Here is a 16,181-nt window from a genome sequence, read left to right on the forward strand (position 1 = left end):
CACCGGGGGACTATGGCGTGATTTCAAGGGTCGGCACCAGATGCTTAACCGTCGGTCTGGCTATACCTTGTGTCTATTGAATCACCGGGCAGGGCTGACCATCCGCGAAGAGTTGCGGGCTGCCCAGCGGGTCAACAGCAGAATTCCGGCGACCACCGCGACATAGGCGATCAATTGTGCCTCGGTCGGACGGTCGGTGTAGCCGACCAGCACATGCAGGGCCTGCCCGATCATGCTGTTGTCGCGCAGGATGCCGGAGCTGTCCCACAGGATGGTGCCGCCCGCCATCAGGATACCCGCTTGCGCCAGGAAATTGACCGCCGTCGCAGCCATGCCGGCGGCCAGAAGGGTCAGCAGCCATGTGGTGGTGGAGAACAGGTGGCGGGTCGGAATCTGCACCAGCCCGGCATAGAGGAGTACGGACACCAGCGCGCCAAGCGCCATGCCGCCCAGCCCACCGGCGGCGACGGTGGTGATGCCGCCCTCCTCCGACGCCAGGATACCGGTGAGGAACAGCACGACCTCCGAGCCTTCGCGCAGCACGGCGACACCGATGACGATGGCCAACGCCGCCAGCGACTTCTCGCCGCTCCGCACCGCATGGCCGACGGCCTTCATGTCGCGCGCCAGTTCGCGGCCGTGCTGCGCCATCCAGGCATTGTGCCAGGCCAGCATCACCACCGCGATCAGAAGGACGCCGGCATTGAACAGCTCCTGGCCGGTGTCGGCGAAAAGCGCGCTGATGGCGTCGGCGAAGGCGGCGACCACGCAGGAGCCGACGATGCCGCCCCCAATGCCGAGTGCGATCCATCTGGCGCGCCCGACCACACCTTGAGTCGCGGCCAAGACGATGCCGACGATGAGGCCCGCTTCCAGGACCTCGCGAAACACAATGATCAGACTGGCGAGCATGGTCGTCTCCGGAACTTGCGGGCAGTCAGGAGCACGTCACTCGGCGATCACGGCGCCTTGCGCCGTCGCTTCGTGGAACTCGCCGAAGAAAGGATAGCGGCCGGGCTTGAGCGGGCCGACCATCACCTTGATCTGCTTGCGACCGCCGACGATCTTCTCGACCTTCATCTCGTTGCTTTCGAACTCCTCCGACGTGGCGTCCTGGTTGTCGACCAGCAAGGTCACGCGCTTGTTGGCAGGGATCTTGACCTCCGCCGGTTCGAACCTGTGGTCCTTGATGACGATGGTCACCACGTCGTCGGCGCGTGCGGCACCGGCCGGATTGAGGACGGCACCGGTCAGGGCGATGGCACAGGCGGCGGAAAGCAGCGATGGACGGCGCATTCGCGGGAGGACCTCGGGGCTGGAAGGTAACTTGCTTATGAAAATCATTCTCACCCCAGCCGCCAGGGGTCAAACAAAAGGCATCCGCGGATGCCGCAACGCTCCTGCGACGGAAACGCGCATCCTTCCCAGATGCGGCCGCCCTCCTCCCTCACCACGAAGCCTCAAAAACTGTGTTTTCTATTCGTCTTCCGACGGGCCGGGAAACTGCTCCAGACCATCGGCGATGTCGTAGTAATCGGCCTTGTCCCCGACATAGCCGTGGCGGAGTGTCTTCAGCCCGGTCGGCTGGTCCAGGCTGCCGGCTGCAATCTCGATTTCCGATTTGCCGTCGCCCTTCCAGAACAGGGAGGAGCCGCAACGGCCGCAGAAGCCGCGCTCCGCAAAGTTGGACGAGCGATACCAAGTCAATGTTCCGTCTGCGTCGAAAACGACGGTATCGCGCGGAACGGTGATGTAGGCGCCGATATGGCCATGGAAGCGGCGGCATTGTCCGCAATGGCAGGCGACCACCCCGTCCGGCCTCTCGGCCAGCAGGAAGCGTACGCTGCCGCACAGGCAGCCTCCGGACAGCGCCGGCCCCAGGTCCTCCGTGACGCTTTTCCGTTCGTTCCCGCTGCCGCTCATGTCACGTCTCTCCCGTGCTGGTCCGGCGTTCGATGCCGTCGTCGCCGATGTCGTAATAGGCGCCCTTGTGGTCGACGAAGATGTGCCGCTCGACCCTCAGTCCGTCCGCATCGTCCAGGCTGCCGGCAGTCACCGTTATGCGCGGTTCGCCGTCCTCCGGAGCCTGTTCCAGTGCCTCCCAGAACAGCCCTGCACCGCAATATGCGCAAAAGCCGCGGCGTGCCCGGCTGGACGATGCGTACCACATCAGCGTCGTGTCGTTGAGCAGGCGCAACGCCGCACGCGGCACGCCGGTATAGGCACCGACATGGCTGTGCTGGCGGCGGCACTGGGCGCAGTGGCAGACGGAGATCGGTTCCGGCCGGGCATCGATCGCATAGCGTACGCCGCCGCACAGGCAGCCGCCGGTCCAGACCCGATTCCCGTCCCTGCCCTGCTCCGTTGCGACGTTCGACCCGCTGGTCACGATATCAACCTTGCCAGAATGGCTTGTGGGCTTCCTGTTCCGCATCGACGCGGGAAATGCCGATGTCGGACAGCAGATGGTCGGGCATGGACTGCAGCGTCCGCCGCTGGCGCCGCCGCTCGCTCCAGGTCGCGAAGCGGTCGAACAGGGCGATCATCCAATGACCGGCGCCCTTGCCGTCTCCGGCCGAAATGCGACGGGTCAAGTCTGTGCTGGAGAGGAACGACTGCGTAGCCTTTGCCATGATCCGGTCTCCTCCGGGGAAAGGGAGCGGGGCATCCGCCTCGCCGCTCCGGTTCGTGTGTTCGCTTGTGGAGTTGAGGATGGGGCAGAGGCCGCTTGCCGACAAACGACGGTTTCTCATAGAATCGATTAGCTGAACTAATCCGAAGCCACTCTCCGGTCCGCCCCTCCCATGTCCCGCCGCCTGCCCCCGCTGAACGCGCTGCGCGCTTTCGAAGCCGCCGCGCGCCATCTTTCCTTCACAAAAGCCGCGGAAGAACTGCATGTGACGCAGGCCGCCGTCAGCCACCAGATCAAGGCGCTGGAGGAATGGCTCGGATTACCGCTGTTTCGCCGAATGAACCGGGCGCTGGCCTTGACCGAGGCCGGGCAGAATTACCTGCCGCCGGTGCGCGAGGCGATGGACACCCTGTCCCAGGCGACCGACCGGCTGATCCGTGCCGACAGCAGTGGCACGCTGACCATCTCCACCATGCCGAGTTTCGCGTCCAAATGGCTGGTTCCACGGCTGATGCGCTTCCAGAAGCGCCATCCGGAGATGGATGTGCGGGTGCACAGCACATCTCAAGTGGTGGATTTCGCCCGCCACGATGTCGATCTGGCAATCCGTTTCGGCAACGGCCTGTGGTCCGACCTGCGGGTGGAGCGCCTGTTGACCGAGGACATCTTCCCGGTCGGTCACCCATCGCTACTGGCAGGCGACCGGCCGCTGGTGAACCCGGAAGATCTGCGGCATCACACCTTGCTGCACGACGACTACAACATCTCCTGGGCGGTGTGGTGCCGGGCGGCGGGGATCGACGGGGTGGACACCGAGCGTGGCCTGCGATTCGACGATTCGTCCTTCACGCTGCAGGCGGCGATCAACGGCCACGGTATCGCCCTTGCGCGCGGAGTGCTGGTCGCCGACGACGTCGCCGCCGGCCGGCTGGTCCGTCTGTTCGAGGTGCGGCTGCCGGGAAGCCTCGCCTATTACGTGGTGGCGCCGCCACATTACTTTTCCCGGCCCAAGGTGAAGGCCTTCCGCGACTGGCTGTTCGAAGAGGCCGGAACGGGCTGAAAAGCGCGGAGGAAGTCCTGAGCCGGCCCGTCGTCTTGAACGGCTTGCGGGCGTGCCGGACCGCTCCTATAGTCCGCGCCCATGAGCGCGAACCCGTCCCCCGACACGGTCTTCCCGCACCGCCATCTCCTCGGTATCGAGGGGCTGCGGGCCGGCGAGATCACCCAGATCCTCGACCTCGCCGATGGCTATGTCGAGCAGAACCGCCGCCCCGTGAAGAAGTCCACCCTGCTGGACGGGCGCACGCAGGTGAACCTGTTCTTCGAGAATTCCACCCGCACCCGCACCAGCTTCGAGCTGGCCGGCAAGCGGCTGGGCGCCGACGTGATCAACATGTCGACCGACAGCAGTTCGGTGAAGAAGGGCGAGACCCTGATCGACACGGCGATGACGCTGAACGCCATGCACCTGGACGCGCTGGTGGTGCGCCACGCCGATTCGGGCGCCGTCAAATTGCTGGCCGACAAGGTCAACTGCTCGGTCATCAATGCCGGCGACGGCCACCACGAACACCCGACCCAGGCCCTGCTCGACGCCTTGGCGATCCGCCGCCGCCTCGGCCGGCTCGATGGGCTGATCGTGGCGATCTGCGGCGACATCCTCCACAGCCGCGTTGCGCGCTCCAACATCCACCTTCTGAACGCCATGGGGGCTCGGGTGCGCTGCGTGGCGCCGCCGACCCTGCTGCCGTCGCAGATCGAGCGGCTGGGCGTCGAGGTCCATCATTCGATGAAGACCGGCCTGCGCGATGCCGACGTGGTGATGATGCTGCGCCTGCAGACCGAGCGGATGAGCGGGCAGTATGTCCCGTCCACCCGTGAGTATTTCTACTTCTACGGCCTCGATTACGAGAAGCTGGAGGTGGCCAAGCCCGACGCGGTCATTATGCACCCCGGTCCGATGAACCGTGGTGTCGAGATCGATTCGGAAGTCGCCGACGACCTCAAGCGCTCCATGATCCTCGATCAGGTGGAGCTGGGCGTTGCCGTGCGCATGGCCGTGCTCGACCTGCTGACCCGAGACCGCCGCCAGTCCGACCTTGCGGGAGCCAATCAATGACCGCCCGTATCGTCTATCGCAATGCCCGCCTGCTCGATCCGGCGACGGGTTTGGACCAGCGCGCCGACCTGCTGATCGATGGCGAGAAGATCGCCGATTTCGGTCCCGGCCTGTTCAGCGGCTCCACGCCGGAGGGGGCAGAGGTCGTCGATCTCGCCGGCCAATGCCTCGCTCCCGGCCTCGTCGACATGCGCGTGCTGATTGGCGAGCCGGGCGAGGAGGAGAAGGACACGATCAAGAGCGCGTCCCGCGCGGCAGCGGCCGGCGGCATCACCGCCATGGCGCTGCTGCCCAACACCGACCCGGTGCTGGACGAGGTCGCCGGGCTGGAGTTCATCGCGCGGCGCGCCCGCGAGGTGAAGCTGGTCAAGGTCTTCGCCTACGGCTCCGCCACGCGCGGCACCGAAGGCAAAGAGATTACCGAGATGGGCCTGCTGAGCCATGCCGGCGCGGTCGCCTTCACCGACGGCACCAAGCCCATCGCCAGCGCCAAGACGATGCGCCGCGCGCTCAGCTACGCCAAGACCTTCGGCAAGCTGATCGTGCAGCACCCGGAGGAGCCGTCGCTGGCCGCGGGCGGCATGATGAATTCGGGCGAGATCGCCACCCGCCTCGGCCTTGTCGGAATCCCGCGCGAAGCCGAGATCATCATGATCGAGCGCGATCTGCGGCTGGCCGAGCTGACCGGCGGGCGCCTGCATTTCGCCCACATCACCACGTCGGAGTCGGTCGACCTGATCCGCCGCGCCAAGGCACGCGGGCTCAAGGTGACCTGCGATACCGCCCCGCATTACTTCGCCCTGACCGAGACCGATGTCGGCGATTACCGCACCTACGCCAAGGTGTCGCCGCCGCTGCGTGGCGAGATGGACCGCCGGGCTGTCGTCGAGGGGCTGGCCGACGGCACCATCGACGCCATTGCGTCCGACCATGTGCCGCAGGACCAGGACCAGAAGCGCCTGCCCTTTGCCCAGGCCGCCCCTGGCGTTATCGGGCTGGAGACGCTGTTCCCGCTGACGCTGGAACTGGTACACAAGGGCAAGATGCCGCTGCTGAAGGCACTGGCCTGCGTCACCTCGAACCCGGCGGCGATTCTCGATCTGGCCGTGGGCCGCATCGTTAAGGGCGGGCCGGCCGATCTTGTCGCCTTCGATCTCGACGTTCCCTGGCAGATCGATGTCGGCCGCTTCAAGTCGAAATCGAAGAACTCGCCCTTCGAGAATCGTCCGGTCCAGGGCCGGCCGTTGCGCACCATCGTCGACGGGCGCACCGTCTGGCAGGCGGAGGACTGATCCGGTGGTGACTCTCGTGCTTGCCGCCCTGCTGGGCTACCTGCTGGGCTCGATCCCCTTCGGGCTGGTGCTGACCCGGATGGCGGGTTTGGGCGATATCCGTCAGATCGGATCGGGCAACATCGGCGCCACCAACGTGCTGCGCACCGGCAACAAACCGCTGGCCCTGGCGACCCTGCTGCTGGACAGCGGCAAGGGTGCCATCGCCGCCTTGCTGGCACTGTGGTGGTCCGGGCCCGAAGCGGCGGTTCTGGCCGCCGGCGGTGCCATGCTGGGCCACAGTTTTCCGGTCTGGCTCGGTTTCAAGGGCGGCAAAGGTGTGGCGACGGCGCTGGGCGTCCTGCTGGCGATCTCCTGGCCGGTCGGTCTGCTGGCCTGCCTGAGCTGGATCGTCATGGCGGCGCTGTTCCGCATCTCCTCGCTGTCGGCTCTGACGGCGTTGGGCATCAGTCCATTGACCGGATGGTATTTCGGCGGACCGCTGGTCGCCGGCCTCTGCCTGTTCATCGCCATTCTGGTCTTCATCCGCCACGAGGCGAACATCCGCCGGCTGCTGAAGGGCGAGGAACCGAAGATCGGCTCGGGCAAGAAAAAGGCGGCATAATCGGCCGCTTGGCGTGAACGGCGGGGAGGAGACTCCCCGCCGTTTTCGTTTGTAGCCTGTTGATTTCATTCCGCTTGGCGCCGGTCCGCTCTATCCGCTTCCTCCCACCGGGGGAAAGACAACCGGCGTGGCCATGCGTTATGCTGCACGGCAATCCGGGGCACGAACCAACAACCCGGCAGGCGAGCCGGCCGCTGGCGCCGGTGGATAACGAGACGCTGAGGGAATCGAGAATGGACACTCCGCTGTGGAGCCCGAGTGAGGAGCGCATCGCGCAGGCCAACCTGACAGCCTTCCGCGAGGCGGCGAATGCGCGCTTCGGACTGCGGCTGGACGACTACGACGCGCTCTACAACTGGTCGATCGCGGAGAAGGAGCGGTTCTGGCGCTTCCTTTGGGAGTGGGCCGGGCTCACCGGTGACCTTGGCAGCGTCGATCTGCTGGATGGCGACAAGATGCCGGGTGCCCGCTGGTTCCCCGAAGCGAGCCTCAGCTATGCCGAGAATCTGCTTGCCGGCGCGCTTGACGACAACGCCGTCGTCTTCTGGGGCGAGGACAAGGTCAAGTACCGCTGGAGCGGAGCGGAGTTGAAGGCCACCGTTTCCCGGCTGCAGCAGGCGCTGAAGGCCAAGGGTGTCGGCAAGGGCGATCGCGTGGCTGCCATCATGCCCAACATGCCTGAAACTCTTGCGGCGATGATCGCCACCACCAGCCTGGGGGCGGTCTGGTCCTCCTGCTCGCCCGATTTCGGCATCCAGGGCATCACCGACCGCTTCGGCCAGATCGAGCCGAAGGTGGTCTTCGCCCCCGACGCCTACTGGTACAACGGCAAAAGCCATGACGTGCGGTCGAAGGTTGCAGAAGTTCTGAAGGACCTTCCGACCGTCGTCGCCACAGTGATCGTGCCTTATGTCGACAAGGCGCCGGACGTCTCGACGATCCAGGCTGCCGTCGGTTTCCAGGAGTTCATGGCGCCCTTTCCGGCTGCCGAACCGACCTTTGAACGGGTCGGTTTCGACCATCCGCTGTTCATCCTCTATTCCTCCGGTACCACCGGAAAGCCGAAATGCATCGTCCACGGCACCGGCGGTACAATCCTCCAGCATGTGAAGGAACACCGGCTGCACTGCGACCTGAAACGTGGTGATCGGCTGTTCTACTTCACCACCTGCGGCTGGATGATGTGGAACTGGCTGGTGACCGGTCTGGCCAGCGGGACGACGCTGGTTCTCTATGACGGCTCACCCTTCGCCCCCAGCGGCAACATCCTGTTCGACTATGCGGATGCGGAGCAGGTGACGCTGTTCGGAACCTCGGCCAAATTCATCCAGTCGCTGGAGAAGTCCGGGTTGGAGCCGATGAAGACCCATTCTCTCGCCAGCGTCCGCGCTCTGGCCTCCACCGGCTCTCCTCTGATGCCGGAGAACTTCGAGTTCGTCTATCGTTCCATCAAGCAGGATCTCCATCTCGCCTCGATCAGTGGCGGCACCGACATCATGTCCTGCTTCGTGCTGGGCAACCCAACCTCTCCGGTCTGGAAGGGCGAGATCCAGACTCGGGGCCTCGGCATGGCGGTGGAGGCGTTCGACGACAACGGCCACGCTGTGCGCGGCGAGAAGGGCGAACTCGTCTGTACCCGCCCCTTCCCCAGCATGCCCATCGGCTTCTGGGCCGATCCCGACGGGTCGAAATACCGCTCCGCCTATTTCGACCGCTTCCCCAACATCTGGGTGCATGGCGACTTCATCGAGCAGACCGACCATGGCGGCTGGGTGATCTACGGCCGCTCGGACGCGGTGCTGAACCCCGGCGGCGTGCGCATCGGCACGGCGGAGATCTATCGTCAGGTCGAACAGCTGCCGGAAATCATGGAGGCGGTCTGCATCGGCCAGGAATGGGACGGCGATGTGCGCGTCGTTCTGTTCGTCGTCTTGCGCGAGGGCATGAAGCTGGATGAGGCGCTGGCGGCGACGATCCGCAAGCGGATCAAGGACAATTGCTCGCCCCGCCATGTGCCGGCGAAGATCGTGCAGGTCACCGACATCCCGCGCACCCGGTCCGGCAAGATCACCGAACTGGCGGTGCGCGACGCCGTCCATGGCCGCCCGATCAAGAACACGGAGGCGCTGTCCAACCCGCAGGCGCTCGACGAATTCCGCGAGCGTATTGAACTGAGCGGAGCCTGATGTGGCATCGCTGTTCCTCGACCTGGATGGAGTTCTGGCCGATTTCGACCGCGGCGTCGTCGCGGTTACCGGCAAGCGGCCGGATCAGCTGCCGATGCAGGAGATGTGGCGGGCATTGTCCCGCCACTCCGACTTCTTCGGCACATTGGAGTTCATGCATGACGCGCAGGAGCTCTGGCGATTTTGCGCGCCCCACCGGCCGACCATCCTGACCGGACTGCCGCTGGGAAACTGGGCACCCGAACAGAAGAAGCGCTGGGTTGCCCGCATGCTGGGGGCCGATGTGCCGGTCATTACCTGCATGGCCCGCGACAAGGCCCGCTATGCCGGCACCGGTACGATTCTCGTCGATGATCGCGAGAAAGCCCGCGATCCCTGGGAGGCTGCCGGAGGCCGTTTCATCCTTCACCGCACCGCGGCCGACACCATTGCGGAACTGGTCAGGCTCGGCCTCTGAAAGGGAAATGGGGCGGCACATGTGTGCCGCCCCAGTCATCCAGTGGATTTACTCGGCCGCCGCGGTCTTGGTCTCGCGGCTGGTCTTCCACAGCGATACCAGAACCCCACCACCAATCAGCGCGAAGGTGACGCCCAACGCGATCAACGGGTCGGGCTTTCCGAAGAACTGCGTGTAGAAGATCTTGCCGCCGATGAATACCAGCACCAAGGCCAAGGCGTATTTCAGGTAACGGAAGCGATGGACCATCGCCGCCAGAGCGAAGTACAGGGCGCGCAGGCCGAGGATGGCGAAGATGTTGCTGGTGTAGACCAGATACGGATCGGTGGTGATGGCGAAGATCGCCGGCACGCTGTCGACCGCGAAGACAAGGTCAGCCAACTCGACCATGATCAGGGCCAGCAGAAGCGGGGTAGCCGACCAGCGCATTGCACCGCCCGGACCGCTCGGCTCCTTGACGACGAAGTGATGGCCATGGAAGCGGTCGGTCACCCGAATATGGCGCTTCAGGAAGCGAAGGGCGGCATTCTCACCGAGATTGGTCTCCTCATCCTTCGCGAACAGCATCTTGATGCCGGTCAGCACCAGGAAGGCACCGAAGAGATAGAGGACCCAGTGGAACTCCGACACCAGTGCCGCACCGGCGCCGATCATGAGACCGCGCAGCACGATGACGCCTAGGATACCCCAGAACAGCACGCGATGCTGCAATTCGCGTGGCACGGCGAAATAGCTGAAGATCAACGATATGACGAAAACATTGTCGAGTGACAGACTTTTCTCGACGAAGAAGCCCGTATAGTACTGGAGACCTGCCTCAGATCCCATCGAGTACCAGACCCAGCCGCCGAACAGCATTGCGACGGCGATATAGAAAGCCGACAGTTTCAGGCTTTCACCAACTTCAATGACATGGTCGCGGCGGTTGAGAACTCCCAAGTCCAACACCAGGAGTGTCAACACGACGCCGATGAAAATAAGCCAAATCCAGATTGGTTTTCCCAAAAATTCGAGGAAAACCGTTGCTAGCATACCATCCATAACAAGACCCACTTGATGACGCTGCGTCAGCGGTGAAATCAAGCGGTTCCGACATCACGGCCGACGCCTCGGCCGTCAGAGGGACCCGGACCCGAACTTTCCGGGAAATGGTGTTGGCGCGCCTCCGGTCAAGATGGCGGCAGATCTAATTTTTTCACAGTCCGCAAACCCGCTACCGGCATTCTTTGTCGTCATTGGAATTCGGCGGAAACCAACCCGCGACGAGTCGCGGTTGCTATGGAGTGCCGTCGGACGCAGCACAGACACGAAGACATGGAAAATCGGGGCTGCACGGGCTGTGGCAACGTCGGGACTCGGCGCTTGATGCAATGCCGCCACAGATCGGGAACGAATGTCGCGCAAGAAAAACACCAACGGTTGCCCATTCTGTGTTCGCTCTTGTGCGGATGGTGCCGTTCTGCCAATAACTCCGAAAAACCGAAACCAAACCGACCAAATGGAGTTTTGCATGAACCAGGCCGAACTGATCGAAACCGTCGCCACCAACGCCGGCATCAAGAAGGCCGACGCGGCCAAGGTCGTTCAGGCGGTGTTCGAGGGCATCTCCGGCGCGCTGGGTCGCGGCGAAGACGTGCGCCTGGCCGGTTTCGGCATTTTCGAGGTGGCCGAGCGCGCCGCCCGGGAAGGCCGTAACCCCCGCACCGGCGAAGTCGTGGCAATCGCCGCTTCCAAGGCTCCGAAGTTCAAGCCAGCCAAGCAGCTGCGCGATCTGGTGAACGGCTGACACGCACGAAACCGCGTTCCAAGGGGAGTGCAGCCATGACCATCGATCAAACCGAACTGCAATCGCTGACCGCCAAGGTCGTTGCCGCCTACGTCGGCAACAACTCGGTTCCGGTCCACGACCTGCCGACGCTGATCAACAGCGTGCAAGCGGCGTTCCGCAATCTGGGCGAGGAGAAGCCGGCCCAGGCAAAGGCAGAGTTGGTTCCGGCTGTCGCGATCAAGAAATCGGTCACGCCGGAATACATCATTTGCCTGGAAGACGGTAAGAAGCTGAAGATGCTGAAGCGGCATCTGAAGACCGTCTATGATATGACGCCTGACGAATATCGCGCCAAGTGGGGTCTGCCGGCCGAATACCCGATGGTCGCGCCGAACTATGCCAAGGCCCGCTCCGAAATGGCAACCAAGCTCGGTCTCGGCCGCAAGCGTGCGGCAGCTGAATAAGCGGTCTTCACCGTCATGTGTTTTGAAGAAGGCGCGGCCACCCGGTCGCGCCTTCTTCGTATCCGCCCGCTCCTGCGGACCTCAAAGTGCGGAAGGAAGCTGGCGCTTCGAACCGTCACCGGTCAGCCACCCCAGGGTTACCCACGATCGAACCCGACGGCCTATGACGAAGGTACGGATGGCGAAGCGTCTCGGCCTTCCCATCTAGGGTTTCGGCATGATTGAGGGACCACGGGCGGTCTTGTCATCATTCTCACCGCAGAGGCATAGCTGCGTTCCGCGCCTGTGGCTGACCTGCAGCCATTCCATTTTGCGGATGCGGCTTATCGACGGCAGTCCGCCCGGACACGTCTCGGCCAATCGGATGAGGAGCGGCCGCCCGAACGTCACCCGGCTGAACGTCAGGGGTCATAGGATTGCCTCCTCTCCCAGACTGCCGGTGCGGGTGGAGGAAGAGCCTGGGTATACGCCGAAAAACACCCGGAACATGCCCTTTCCCGGCTTGATCCGCCGCAAATCCGCGGCCACATTAGCAGTGTCAAAAGGACGCAGTTCCTTGCGATGCCGGGCTAAATACAAACCCCACAACAGCCAATGTCGGATCGACGGACGTTAATCCTACGTTCGCGCCACAGTTCGCCGTTGGTTCATCGCCTCACGGGCGATCACCGCCATGGGTCGCGACAGGGTGTGTCCCCAATCGTGGGCCGCCTCATGGAGCGTTGGAGAGGAGGCATTCGCGTGCTGAAGAAACTGCTGACCGGTGAAAACGCCAGCCTGACCCGGTACATCGAAGAATCAAAGCGCTTCCCGATCCTGGCGCCGGATGTGGAGCGCGACCTCGCCATCGCTTGGCGGGAACGCGGAAGCCCCCAAGCGTTGGAGCAACTCGTGGGCAGCCATCTCCGCCTCGTGATCAAGATCGCCCGCGGCTTCGGCGGCTATGGCCTGCCTCTGGTCGATCTGGTGGCGGAAGGCAATGTCGGACTGATGCAGGCCGCCCAAAAGTTCGATCCGCAGCGCGGCTTCCGCTTCGCCACCTATGCCACCTGGTGGATCCGTGCCGCGATCCAGGAGTACATCCTGCACAGCTGGTCTCTGGTTAAGATGGGCACCACCGCTGCCCAGAAGAAGCTGTTCTTCAACCTGCGCCGTTTGAAGAGCCAGATGGCCGAGTTGGAGCAGGGCGACCTTTCGCCGGAGACTGTGGCCACCATCGCCGCCGAGTTGGACGTGCCGGAAACCGAGGTGGTGGAGATGAATCGCCGTCTTGCCGCCAACGACAGCTCGCTCGATGCCACCCTGTCTACCGACGGTGAGACCAACTGGCTTGAACTGCTGGCGGATGATCGTCCCACCCAGGACACCATGCTGGCGGAAGCCGACGAACTGGCGTTGCGCCGCCGGCTTGTCGGTCAGGCTTTGGACCGCTTGGATGCACGTGAACGCCGCATCCTGTTCGAGCGCCGCCTGAAGGATGATCCCTCGACCCTCGAAGCCCTAAGTCAGCAATTTTCGGTCTCACGCGAACGCGTGCGCCAGATCGAGGTGCGGGCTTTCGAAAAGCTACAGAAGGCCGTGCTCAGTGCGGCCCAGGCGTTGCGCCGTCCGGTTGCCCCGATGGTGGCCTGATCCCATACACTTGTTCTCCTGTCCTGTGCAGGTGCCGTTCCGGATAGGCATCATGCGGCGCTGTCCACCCCGACGGAATCCGCTACGTCTCTATATTGGGCTGTGACTCGCCCCTGTTGCCTCCAGACCTGTCAACCTGCATGCCGGCGTCGCCTTTGGGCTTCGCCGGCATTTTCTTTTCGATAATGAGCAACACTCCGCGATCCACTCGGAGTATGACGGCGCTTGATTACCCAGAGTAGAGGTTCTGCGACAATGTGACCGATTCAAAGATGAGATTGTCTGCGCATGATGTCCCGTTCGCGGGAAAGTTTGCATTTTTGGCAATTCTTAGTACGCTCGTCATATCCAAAATGGGAGAGGGGCTCCATGTCGAACGCTGCCCAGACTCAGTCGATCATTGACCGCATCACCTTTCTGCGTATCGACGAGGCGACGAAGGCAACGCTTCGCGAGTTCCAACCCTATCTGGCGCAACGGATCGATCAGATATTGGAAGAGTTCTACGGCTATCTCCGTACGGTGCCGCAGGTCGCTCCCATGCTGGTGAACCCGGCAGTGACCGGCCGTGCGCGCGACCTGCAGAAGCAGCACTGGTTGCGCAATGTCTTCACCGGCACCTTCGACGAATCTTATGTCAATCAGGTCCTAAAGATCGGCCAGACACATCAGCGCATCGGGCTTGAGCCGCGCTGGTACACCGGCGCCTATTGCTTCACCTTGAACAAACTGATCGAGTTGGCGAGCCAAATTTACCGCAAGAAGCCGGAGAAGCTGTCGCAACTGCTTCAGGCCATCAACAAGGCGGTGTTCCTCGACATGGATCTCGCCACCTCGGTCTATATCGACCTGAACACCGCGGCCATCATCTCGCGGGAACTGGGCAGTACCGCCGACAGTTTCGAACGGGAGGTGAAGGACGTTGTTCAAGCGGTGGCGAGCGCAGCAGAGCAACTTCAGGGCACGGCGCAGGCGATGAGCCGCACTGCCGAAACCACCAGCCAGCAATCGACCCAGGTGGCCGCTGCCGCGGAAGAGGCGTCAGTCAATATCCAGACCGTTGCCGCCGCGGCAGAGGAACTGACGGCGTCCATCGGCGAGATCAGCCATCAGGTGACACAGTCCGCCGCCATCGCCAACGCCGCGATGACCGAAGCCGAGCGAACCAACGCCACAGTTCAGGGACTAGCCGACGCAGCCAGCCGCATCGGCCAGGTGGTGAAGTTGATTCACGATATCGCCAGCCAAACGAACCTGCTCGCCTTGAATGCCACGATCGAGGCGGCACGCGCCGGCGAGGCGGGAAAGGGCTTCGCGGTGGTGGCAAGCGAGGTCAAGAGCCTTGCCAACCAAACCGCCAAGGCGACCGAGGAGATCAATTCCCAGATCGGTGCCGTCCAGGGCGCCACGCAGGAGGCGGTTGGCGCCATCAGGTCGATCTCCGGCACCATCGCCCGCATCAACGAAATCTCGACCTCCATCGCCACCGCGATGGAGGAACAAGGAGCGGCCACGACGGAAATCGCCCGCAACGTCCAACAGGCCTCCATCGGCACCCGCGAGGTCAGCGAGACGATCGTTGCTGTCAATGCCTCTGCCAACAATGCCGGCGAAGAGGCCAGGCAGGTTCTGGAAGCCACCAACGAATTGTCGCGTCAGTCCAGCACACTGCGAAAGGAGGTCGATCGCTTCCTCGCTCGCGTCCGCGCGGGTTGACGGACATCAGAGCTGCCGGACTACACAATGAAGGAAGGGCGCGTTTCGCTGAACGCACCCTTTTTCCATGTAAGCCCGCCACTGCGCATGATGACGATAAGAAAGCTCCGCTGATCAGGGCAGAGTGCGGACAACGAAATCGCCGATCGCGATATCTTCCGTCTGGGCCGCACGTCGCACCTCTTCAGCGCTCCGCCAATGGCTGTGTCCGCCCAGGCTGGTCACGACACCACCACGCATTACGACGAAGATGCCGGTCCGTCCGAGATCCACAATTCTCATCATGGTCCAATCCTCCACCCAATCGTCGGAATTTTAGAGAAAAACCTACATCAAATTCTTCGGATTCAAATTCGCCCTTATTGCTTATAGCCATCAAAGCACATACCGAGCCGTCAATAAGACTTCGCAGATTCAACCCAGCGCCTTATATATATCATATTTCAGCTGAATGCATGAATTTCATCAAAATATTCTTTACGCTAAATCGATTTTCGAGAATTGTGATAAATACTGCGCTTATTGTATTTCTGATTTTAGGCGCCTGTTTCTCCACCCTAGGCGAAAGTCTTATCCCCACCGCACAGAGCCGGAACGACGGCACGCCGTGTAGGTTGTCACCGGAGGCCGCGATCCCGGCGGCGACAATGGCAGGAAAGCACCTGCGAGGCATGGGCACATGGCAACAGCACACCGCCGCACTGGAACCAGCGGCATTGGCCCCAATGGACGGTTTGGAACGGAGGCAGGGGAAGAAGACGATGGACATGCGACACTCGCCCTTCCGGTAACCATCCGGCCGGCCAGCGAAGACGACCTTCCGACCCTGGAATGGTATGGCTTGCATACGCCCCACCGCGAGATCATCGCCGGAGCCTTCCGATTGCAGGAGCGTGGTGACGGATCAATGCTGCTGGCGGACGTCAACGGCTTTCCCGTAGGCCAGATCTGCATCGATTTCCTACGCAAGCGGCCAAGCGGACGGGCCACGCTGTGGGCGTTGCGTGTGTTCCAACCCTTCCGGCGGCTGGGAGTCGGCGTCCGGTTGGTGCGGGCGGCGGAACGGCTGGTTCTCCAGCGGGGCGTGCCTTTCACGGAATTGGGCGTCGACCGCGACAATGCAGGGGTTCTGCCCTTCTACGAGCGGCTGGGATACGAACATTGCGGCCGCGAACGCGGACATTTCCTTTACCACACACCGGAGGGCCGGCTGGTCCGCGTTGCCATCGACCAGTGGCTTTTGCAGAAACGCATGGCCGATACCGTGAAGCCCGATGGCAGTCGCAGCCTGCGCCTCGCCACCGATTAGGA

General features: G+C 63.0%; 18 protein-coding genes. 11 read left to right on the top strand and 7 right to left on the bottom strand.

The genetic code is table 11. The annotated features are described in order from the left end of the window. Window positions 1-81: 81 nt before the first annotated feature. The 5 genes from A6A40_RS05480 to A6A40_RS05500 all read right to left on the bottom strand — a co-directional run bounded on the left by A6A40_RS05480 (window position 82) and on the right by A6A40_RS05500 (window position 2,633). The gene (locus tag A6A40_RS05480; protein WP_063634500.1) at window positions 82-912 is read right to left on the bottom strand and encodes an FTR1 family iron permease; all 831 of its coding nucleotides are present in this window, start codon (window positions 910-912) and stop codon (window positions 82-84) included. A 36-nt stretch (window positions 913-948) separates the two neighbouring features. Next, window positions 949-1,296 carry a cupredoxin domain-containing protein gene (locus tag A6A40_RS05485; RefSeq protein WP_063634501.1) on the bottom strand — a complete coding sequence of 116 codons (348 nt, stop codon included), beginning with the start codon at window positions 1,294-1,296 and terminating at the stop codon, window positions 949-951. Window positions 1,297-1,476: 180 nt separating this feature from the next. Further along, window positions 1,477-1,923, bottom strand: a complete 447-nt coding sequence (locus A6A40_RS05490) for a GFA family protein (RefSeq protein WP_063634502.1) — start codon at window positions 1,921-1,923, stop codon at window positions 1,477-1,479. 1 nt (window position 1,924) lies between these two features. After that, window positions 1,925-2,389: a GFA family protein gene (locus tag A6A40_RS05495; RefSeq protein WP_063634503.1), complete on the bottom strand. Its 465-nt coding sequence runs from the start codon at window positions 2,387-2,389 to the stop codon at window positions 1,925-1,927. A 4-nt stretch (window positions 2,390-2,393) separates the two neighbouring features. Further along, entirely contained in the window at window positions 2,394-2,633 is a 240-nt protein-coding gene (locus tag A6A40_RS05500; protein ID WP_063634504.1) for a DUF1127 domain-containing protein, read from the bottom strand. A 171-nt stretch (window positions 2,634-2,804) separates the two neighbouring features. Between A6A40_RS05500 and A6A40_RS05505 the strand changes: the two genes are divergently transcribed. From A6A40_RS05505 to A6A40_RS05530, 6 genes are all read left to right on the top strand, one after another. After that, complete coding sequence (locus A6A40_RS05505; RefSeq protein ID WP_063634505.1) at window positions 2,805-3,692, top strand: transcriptional regulator GcvA; 888 nt, start codon at window positions 2,805-2,807, stop codon at window positions 3,690-3,692. An 81-nt stretch (window positions 3,693-3,773) separates the two neighbouring features. Then, entirely contained in the window at window positions 3,774-4,751 is a 978-nt protein-coding gene (locus tag A6A40_RS05510; RefSeq protein ID WP_063634506.1) for an aspartate carbamoyltransferase catalytic subunit, read from the top strand. Then, the gene (locus tag A6A40_RS05515; protein ID WP_063634507.1) at window positions 4,748-6,043 is read left to right on the top strand and encodes a dihydroorotase; all 1,296 of its coding nucleotides are present in this window, start codon (window positions 4,748-4,750) and stop codon (window positions 6,041-6,043) included. Before A6A40_RS05510 ends, A6A40_RS05515 begins: the two co-directional genes overlap by 4 nt. A 4-nt stretch (window positions 6,044-6,047) precedes the next feature. After that, window positions 6,048-6,647 carry a glycerol-3-phosphate 1-O-acyltransferase PlsY gene (plsY, locus tag A6A40_RS05520; RefSeq protein WP_063634508.1) on the top strand — a complete coding sequence of 200 codons (600 nt, stop codon included), beginning with the start codon at window positions 6,048-6,050 and terminating at the stop codon, window positions 6,645-6,647. A gap of 233 nt (window positions 6,648-6,880) precedes the next feature. Beyond that, entirely contained in the window at window positions 6,881-8,833 is a 1,953-nt protein-coding gene (locus A6A40_RS05525) for an acetoacetate--CoA ligase (RefSeq protein ID WP_063634509.1), read from the top strand. A 1-nt stretch (window position 8,834) separates the two neighbouring features. Next, window positions 8,835-9,290, top strand: a complete 456-nt coding sequence (locus tag A6A40_RS05530; RefSeq protein ID WP_063634510.1) for a hypothetical protein — start codon at window positions 8,835-8,837, stop codon at window positions 9,288-9,290. A 48-nt stretch (window positions 9,291-9,338) separates the two neighbouring features. Here A6A40_RS05530 and A6A40_RS05535 read toward each other — a convergent pair whose 3' ends face one another. Beyond that, the gene (locus A6A40_RS05535; protein ID WP_063634511.1) at window positions 9,339-10,331 is read right to left on the bottom strand and encodes a TerC family protein; all 993 of its coding nucleotides are present in this window, start codon (window positions 10,329-10,331) and stop codon (window positions 9,339-9,341) included. Window positions 10,332-10,800: 469 nt separating this feature from the next. On the opposite strand from A6A40_RS05535, the gene A6A40_RS05540 reads away from it, so the two are divergent. From A6A40_RS05540 to A6A40_RS05555, 4 genes are all read left to right on the top strand, one after another. Continuing rightward, window positions 10,801-11,076, top strand: coding sequence for an HU family DNA-binding protein (locus A6A40_RS05540; RefSeq protein ID WP_012974184.1), 276 nt, complete (start codon window positions 10,801-10,803; stop codon window positions 11,074-11,076). Between the two features lie 35 nt (window positions 11,077-11,111). Then, on the top strand, window positions 11,112-11,522 hold the full coding sequence (locus A6A40_RS05545) for a Ros/MucR family transcriptional regulator (protein ID WP_063634512.1): 411 nt from the start codon (window positions 11,112-11,114) through the stop codon (window positions 11,520-11,522). A gap of 741 nt (window positions 11,523-12,263) precedes the next feature. Beyond that, the gene (gene rpoH / locus A6A40_RS05550) at window positions 12,264-13,154 is read left to right on the top strand and encodes an RNA polymerase sigma factor RpoH (RefSeq protein WP_063634513.1); all 891 of its coding nucleotides are present in this window, start codon (window positions 12,264-12,266) and stop codon (window positions 13,152-13,154) included. Window positions 13,155-13,523: 369 nt separating this feature from the next. After that, a complete protein-coding gene (locus A6A40_RS05555; RefSeq protein WP_063634514.1) occupies window positions 13,524-14,870 on the top strand; it encodes a globin-coupled sensor protein in 1,347 nt (448 codons plus the stop codon). 114 nt (window positions 14,871-14,984) lie between these two features. On the opposite strand, the gene A6A40_RS30675 is transcribed toward A6A40_RS05555, so the two are convergent. Next, the gene (locus tag A6A40_RS30675; protein ID WP_158279279.1) at window positions 14,985-15,155 is read right to left on the bottom strand and encodes a hypothetical protein; all 171 of its coding nucleotides are present in this window, start codon (window positions 15,153-15,155) and stop codon (window positions 14,985-14,987) included. Between the two features lie 556 nt (window positions 15,156-15,711). On the opposite strand from A6A40_RS30675, the gene A6A40_RS05560 reads away from it, so the two are divergent. Continuing rightward, window positions 15,712-16,179 (top strand): GNAT family N-acetyltransferase, encoded by a 468-nt coding sequence (locus A6A40_RS05560; RefSeq protein ID WP_236783740.1) that lies wholly within the window; start codon window positions 15,712-15,714, stop codon window positions 16,177-16,179. Window positions 16,180-16,181 lie beyond the last annotated feature (2 nt).

Source organism: Azospirillum humicireducens (assembly GCF_001639105.2).
In the GTDB taxonomy this organism is placed as follows: domain Bacteria; phylum Pseudomonadota; class Alphaproteobacteria; order Azospirillales; family Azospirillaceae; genus Azospirillum; species Azospirillum humicireducens.